The 6,279-nt window shown below is 52.3% G+C and carries 7 protein-coding genes; 6 read left to right on the forward strand and 1 reads right to left on the reverse strand.

All coding sequences use genetic code 11. The features are described from left to right. Positions 1 to 7 precede the first annotated feature (7 nt). The 4 genes from BHC51_RS01125 to BHC51_RS01140 all read left to right on the forward strand — a co-directional run bounded on the left by BHC51_RS01125 (position 8) and on the right by BHC51_RS01140 (position 4,290). Positions 8 to 1,483 carry a lipopolysaccharide biosynthesis protein gene (locus BHC51_RS01125; protein WP_100099219.1) on the forward strand — a complete coding sequence of 492 codons (1,476 nt, stop codon included), beginning with the start codon at positions 8 to 10 and terminating at the stop codon, positions 1,481 to 1,483. Then, a complete protein-coding gene (locus BHC51_RS01130) occupies positions 1,480 to 2,235 on the forward strand; it encodes a glycosyltransferase family 32 protein (RefSeq protein ID WP_100099220.1) in 756 nt (251 codons plus the stop codon). The genes BHC51_RS01125 and BHC51_RS01130 overlap by 4 nt, the downstream gene beginning before the upstream one ends. Then, complete coding sequence (locus BHC51_RS01135) at positions 2,232 to 3,326, forward strand: stealth family protein (protein WP_100153124.1); 1,095 nt, start codon at positions 2,232 to 2,234, stop codon at positions 3,324 to 3,326. The genes BHC51_RS01130 and BHC51_RS01135 overlap by 4 nt, the downstream gene beginning before the upstream one ends. Before the next feature lie 142 nt (positions 3,327 to 3,468). After that, entirely contained in the window at positions 3,469 to 4,290 is an 822-nt protein-coding gene (locus BHC51_RS01140) for a glycosyltransferase (RefSeq protein WP_100153125.1), read from the forward strand. Between the two features lie 19 nt (positions 4,291 to 4,309). Here BHC51_RS01140 and BHC51_RS12985 read toward each other — a convergent pair whose 3' ends face one another. After that, positions 4,310 to 4,525 (reverse strand): hypothetical protein, encoded by a 216-nt coding sequence (locus BHC51_RS12985; protein ID WP_257381456.1) that lies wholly within the window; start codon positions 4,523 to 4,525, stop codon positions 4,310 to 4,312. Positions 4,526 to 4,552: 27 nt separating this feature from the next. Here BHC51_RS12985 and BHC51_RS01145 point away from each other — a divergent pair, with 27 nt between their 5' ends. After that, positions 4,553 to 5,539, forward strand: a complete 987-nt coding sequence (locus BHC51_RS01145) for an exopolysaccharide biosynthesis polyprenyl glycosylphosphotransferase (protein ID WP_257384750.1) — start codon at positions 4,553 to 4,555, stop codon at positions 5,537 to 5,539. A gap of 501 nt (positions 5,540 to 6,040) precedes the next feature. Beyond that, the coding region (locus BHC51_RS01150) for a hypothetical protein (RefSeq protein WP_143558716.1) at positions 6,041 to 6,279 on the forward strand (239 nt) is incomplete at its 3' end.

The following is a 6,279-nucleotide window of genomic DNA, read 5'->3' on the forward strand; positions in this document are numbered from 1 at the left end:
AGGCTTCATGAGTACCCGTGCAGTTATCCTGAAAAACATATCCGCAAACCTATTGCTGCAACTGATAACTGCACTGGGCGGATTTATCCTGCCGCCACTAATTGTCGTAACCTATGGTTCAGCCACCAATGGCATGCTCGCCTCCATCAAACAATTCATTGCCTACCTCACTCTCCTTGAGGCCGGCATTGGCGCCGCTGCCATCGTTGCACTCTATCAGGCACTAACCGCCCATGATAACCAGCTGCGCAACCGCATTCTCGCAGCCACCCATCATTTTTATCGCATCTCCGGCTGCCTGTTTGCCATCGCACTACTGATACTGGCCATCCTGTTTGCCTGGCTTACCCATAACGAAATCAGCGCCAGCCTCACCTTTTACATGGTGTTGATTATGGGCGCCGTCAACATCCTCGACTTCTTCTTTTTCGGTAGCTACCGCGCACTACTCACCGCTGACCAAAAAACATACATCATTTCCACCATACAGACTGGTAGCATTCTCGCCAACATTGCCGTCAGCTACTGGCTGATCAGCACCGGCTATAACATCCTCACCGTACAAACAGCCTCCACCCTGATACAGGCAAGCAAATTCCTACTGTACCGCCACTATGTCAGACACCACTACCACAACCTGAACCAGCACTACAACAAACACAACGCCTACCAACTGCAACAAACCTGGGACGCACTCACCCACCAGCTTACCGGCCTGCTGATATTCAGCTCCCCACTGGTACTGATTACCTTTTTCCTATCACTCAAAGACGCCAGCATTTATGCCGTCTATGCCCTGATTTTCGGCGCCATCAAAATGGCCTTACAGTCCCTGTCGCAGGGCATGCAGGCCATTTTCGGCCATAGCCTCACCATCGATCCCGAACGTACCAGACAAAACTTCTGCCGCTATAACCGCCTATTCATGTGTTTTCTCGGCTGGGTTTACACCTGCACCGGCCTCCTGCTGGTACCCTTTATCCAGCTCTACACACATAACATGACCGATGCCAACTATCACCAGCCAATACTGGCCATCCTATTTCTGCTGGTAGGCATCATTGAAAACAGCCGCATTCCCAGCATGACCATGATCATGGCTGCCGGCCGTTACAAAGCCACCAAACCACAGGCACTACTCGAAGCAGCCCTCAACATCACCTGCTCCCTGTGCTTTATCCAGATATGGGGCAGCGCAGGCATCCTGCTTGCCGCACTAGTATCCTTCCTATACCGCAGCAGCGAAATGGTACATTACACCTGCAAGCACATCCTGTCCCTGTCCTGCATACGCCCCTACTTATTATGGTTGATAGTATTCGCCCTCATCGCCGCCTCCATCAGCATCGGCTGGCATCCTGTCAGCAGCATCAGCGTGCACAACTACCCAGACTGGATTAAACTGAGCTGCATTACCGGCCTGAGCACCGCCATACCCTTCAGCATTCTGCTATTTCTCATATATCGCCGGCCTGCCCAATGATACCCAAACTGATTCATTACTGCTGGTTTGGCTCCCAGCCACTACCAGCCACCACCCAGCGGTACATCGATAGCTGGCGCCAGTTTCTGCCCGACTACCAGATCCGGCTGTGGAATGAACACAACTTCGACCATCAGGCCAACCCCTATACCCGCGCCGCCTACGCCGCCGGCAAATACGCCTTTGTAGCCGATGTCTGCCGCATTCAGGCACTGTATCAGCACGGCGGCATCTATCTGGATACCGACGTACAAATGGTTGCCTCACTCGATCCTTTCCTGCACCATCACTGCTTTACCGGTTTCGAACAAGGCATGAACCCCTATACCCGCCAGCTTACCTGTAATCCACAGGCCGGAGTCATGGGCTGCGAAGCCGGCAGCGCCCTCATGCAAGACATCTGGCAGCAATACCAGAACCTCGAATTTAACCCGCAGCAGCCCATCACCATCAACCAGCTATTCAAACAGCTCTACCAGCAGCACGGCATTATCCTGAACAACCAGCAACAAGAAATCCCCGGCTACGTCTGCGTCTATCCCAGCGACTACTTCATGGCCAAAAATGCCTATACCCATGAACTGAACCGCACCGCCAATACCGTCTGCATCCATCACTACGACGGCACATGGCTGAACGACAGCAAACACACAGACCAGCTTAAACGCCAGCTGCTAAACCTCTTGCGTACCACCATCGGTGCCCGCAACAGCCAGAAACTCATCGCCTTGCTCAAACGGAAACACCGATGAACACCAATACCAACACCGACAACACCCCGATTGACTTCGTCCTGCCATGGGTAGATGGCAGCGATCCAGTATGGCAGGCCGAAAAAAACCACTACCTGCCCCAGCATCAAGGGCGCAACGATGCCACCAGCAACAACCGCTATCATGACTTTGGTACCCTGCGCTACGTACTACGCTCCATCGAACAAAACTGCCCGTGGTATCACAAAATCTACCTGATTACCGCCAACCAGCGCCCGCACTGGCTGCAAACCAACCATCCCAGAATCGAAATCATCGACCACACACAACTGTTTATTCAGCCGCAGAACCTGCCCGTATTCAACTCATCCGCCATCGAAATGAATCTGGTCAACCTCAAAGGCCTGAGCGAACACTTCGTCTACCTCAACGACGACACCGTTATCCTGCGCCCCACCCCGCGCGAACGCCTGTTTCAGCACGGCCTGCCGGTCGACTTCCTCTGTCACGGCTGGCTCAGACGCAACGCCCTGTTTCGCCGCCTGCGCGGCCAGAGCAGCTGGGTAGACGCCCTCAACAACAACATCGCCCTGATTAATCGCGTACATAAGCCCCACACCCTGAACACACAGCAACTATTCGCCCCCAGCTACAGCCTGCGCGAAAAACTCAGCAACGCCCTGCTCAAATACCTCTACCGCCACTACTTCTGGTTTGCCCACTGGCATCTCCCCCAGCCCTATACACGCAGCACCCTGCAACAGGTCTACCAGCATTTCCAGCCTGAAATCCTCGCCTGTACTGCCAACCGCTTCCGCGCCCATAACGACCTTACCATCTACCTCAACCGCTACTGGCATCTGGCCAGCGGAGCCTTCATCCCCCACAAACACAACGACGGCTTCACACGCAACATCAACAACCTAACAGAACTCAACCACACCATCGAGTACCTGCACCAGCATCCCGAAATCCGCTTCGTCTGCCTCAACGACAGCTACACCGGCAACAACAGCGCCGAACTGGCACAACTTAATGCTACCCAGAGTGCATTCTACGAACACTACCTGCCTAACCCGGCCTCATTCGAACAAAACAGCAGCCAGCCACCACAACCGCAACACACATAAATGTAAAAAATCAACAACAATCCTTGATTTAACAGCACAAACCCGCAGCACCCGCCACCCGGGCGCACCAGCTAATATTGTTGCGATATAATCAACAAATCTTGACAAACCACCGATACAAACACCCATCGCTGCCAACCCAATGAAAACTCGTCCTTTTTCCGTACTGCTCTCCCTGTATGCACAGGAACAGCCCGACTGGCTCAGCGCCTGTCTGGACAGCCTGTGCGCGCAGAGCATACAGGCCGAAGAAATCATCATGGTATTAGATGGCACCATCAGCAGCGAACTACACCGCATCCTCAGCCACTACCACAACCGGCTGCCACTGAAAATCATCCCCCTGCCACAGCACATGGGTCTGGGCAAAGCCCTGAATGCCGGCTTACAGCATTGCCAGCACGAATGGATTATGCGCATGGATACCGACGACATCTGCGTACCAGAGCGCTTTGCACACCAGTGGGCATACATCCAGCAACATCCCGAAATCGCCCTGCTTAGCGGCCAGATAGCCGAATTCAGCACCACCCCGGAGCACATCAGCGCCGTCAGACAGGTTCCCCTTACCGACCAAACCATCCGCCGCTATGCCCAGTGGCGCAACCCCATCAACCACATGGCCGCCGCCTATCGCAAAAGCGCCGTACAGGCAGTAGGCGGCTACCAGCACCATCAGTGGATGGAAGACTACAACCTGTGGCTGCGCCTGCTGGCAGCTGGCTATCCAGCGGCCAACCTACCACAAACCCTTGTCCACGCCCGTGCCGGCCGCAACATGCATACCCGCCGGCGCGGATTGCGCTACCTCCGCAGCGAATGGCAGCTACTGCAACTCAAACGCCGCCTCAACAGCCAGCCCCTGCTACCTGCCCTAAGCTGCTTTGCCCTGCGCGGCAGCAGCCGCCTGTTACCCACCAGCCTGCTGGGCAGCCTCTACCAACATTTGCGCCTGAACAAATAAATCACACATCATGCGAAGTTTACTGTCCTACAAAAGCCGCCTTTTCTTCGGAACCCTGCTGGTAATGCTGTTGCCACTGGCCATCATGCAACCCATCAAAGGCTTCTATCAAGGTCGTGCCGCCTTCATCACCAGCATCATCCTTGCCGGTATCGCCCACATACTCACCACCAAATCCCTGTCCGTATTCAGCAACTTTCCCGGCAGAAAATCCGCCGTCATCGCCCTGCCACATACCTTCTTCTGGTTCTTCGGCATGTGGATGGCAGCGAAATTCTTCAACCTGCCCTATACCGTATGGTTTCTGTTTATGGCAGGCTGCCTATCCCTCTTTTTGTGCATAGCCTATATCTACTACCGCAACAAATTCATCACCACCTACGCCTACCTGCCCTATGGCCGCGCCCACAACGCCCATCAGCTACCCAACGTAAACTGGATAAAACTCACCAGCCCCTGCCTGCCCGCAGCAACTGCCATCAACGGCATCGTAGCCGACCTGCACGAACCCGAACTCAACCACCACTGGCAGAAATTTCTTGCCCAGCAAACCCTTAACGGCATGCCCGTCTACAACATCCGTCAGGTAGAAGAATTCCTTACCGGCCGCGTTAAAATCCATCACCTGTACGAAAACGACCTCGGTTCCCTCCTGCCATCACCCACCTACGTACTAATTAAACGCGTTGTCGACATCCTCCTTATCCTCCTGTCTGCTCCTATTACCTTGCCGGTTATGCTCATCACCGCCATTGCCATCAAATTTGAAAGTCCCGGCGATATCCTGTTCCGGCAAAACCGCGTTGGGCGCGGCGGCCACGAATTCTGCATCTACAAATTCCGCAGCATGTGCAGCGACTCCGAAAAAAACGGCGCCCAGATGGCACAGTTGCGCGATGCCCGCGTCACCCGCATTGGCCACATCATCCGCAAAACCCGTATCGATGAACTACCCCAGTTCTGGAACATCCTCAAAGGCGACATGAGCCTCATCGGCCCTCGCCCAGAGCAAAAAATCTTTGTCGATCAGTTTATTCAGGAAATCCCCTTCTACGATTACCGTCACATCGTCAAACCCGGCATCTCAGGCTGGGCGCAGGTTACCCAAGGCTACGCCGCCGACACCGAACAAACCCAGATAAAAATCGAACACGATTTTTACTACATCAAACATTTTTCCTTCTCACTCGACATACTGATATTCTTCAAAACCATCAAAACCATGCTCACCGGCTTCGGTGCCCGCTAAACAGCCAATACCCATAAAAAACGCTACCAGTAAAACCTTACCGGTAGCGCTGCAACACACTAATAAAAACCTTAAATTTCACAAAAAATAATAAACAAAGAAAACACAAGAAAAGCCAGAATACCGCAAAAGCATAATACTTATACCCAGCACCTTGCCTAACTTCAGCATAGCGCCATTGCACCCACCTTATTAATCCGATTAGAAAAAAACACAGAAGCATCAAGTACCAGACACAAGATCAATCCATAGCCATTATCCAGCAGCATGTCACAACCAAATTTATACCGGCAAACCTACAACATCCCCCAAAACCTTTATATATAAATATTTATTTCTTATGTATAACAAACCATAGCAATTCAATCATTTTACAAACCTTATTTATCCATTAATAGTTATCAGATAATAGAAAAAGAATCCCTGAAACAACATTTCGCATTCTATATATGTATATAATATGTTAAATTTTGTATTAAAAAATAAAGAAAAAGGCTGCTTATGAAGTCTGGATTTAGAAAAAGTCTACTTATTGTGGTGCTGCTGTGGCAGGTATTGCTGCTTGCCGGCTGTGACTATTTTGTAAGCGAACAGCAGGCACATGTACCATTCTATAATCGCGATAGCCGTGGCCGCGCCGATACTATTGGCAAACTCGGTACTCAATCCATCAGCATCCCCGCGGGCGTGATTGATGGCTGGGCACGCTATATCGGCGATCCGGGCGATTTTGCCGATCC

Origin of the sequence: Snodgrassella alvi, from assembly GCF_002777745.1 — a bacterium.
In the GTDB taxonomy this organism is placed as follows: domain Bacteria; phylum Pseudomonadota; class Gammaproteobacteria; order Burkholderiales; family Neisseriaceae; genus Snodgrassella; species Snodgrassella alvi_D.

Excerpts from the sequence above, each read along its gene's own strand:
- BHC51_RS01125 (WP_100099219.1), top strand. The coding sequence starts at position 8 with ATGAGTACCCGTGCAGTTATCCTGAAAAACATATCCGCAAACCTATTG.
- BHC51_RS01130 (WP_100099220.1), top strand. The coding sequence starts at position 1,480 with ATGATACCCAAACTGATTCATTACTGCTGGTTTGGCTCCCAGCCACTA.
- BHC51_RS01135 (WP_100153124.1), top strand. The coding sequence starts at position 2,232 with ATGAACACCAATACCAACACCGACAACACCCCGATTGACTTCGTCCTG.
- BHC51_RS01140 (WP_100153125.1), top strand. The coding sequence starts at position 3,469 with ATGAAAACTCGTCCTTTTTCCGTACTGCTCTCCCTGTATGCACAGGAA.
- BHC51_RS12985 (WP_257381456.1), bottom strand. The coding sequence starts at position 4,525 with ATGTGGCAGGGCGATGACGGCGGATTTTCTGCCGGGAAAGTTGCTGAA.
- BHC51_RS01145 (WP_257384750.1), top strand. The coding sequence starts at position 4,553 with ATGGCAGCGAAATTCTTCAACCTGCCCTATACCGTATGGTTTCTGTTT.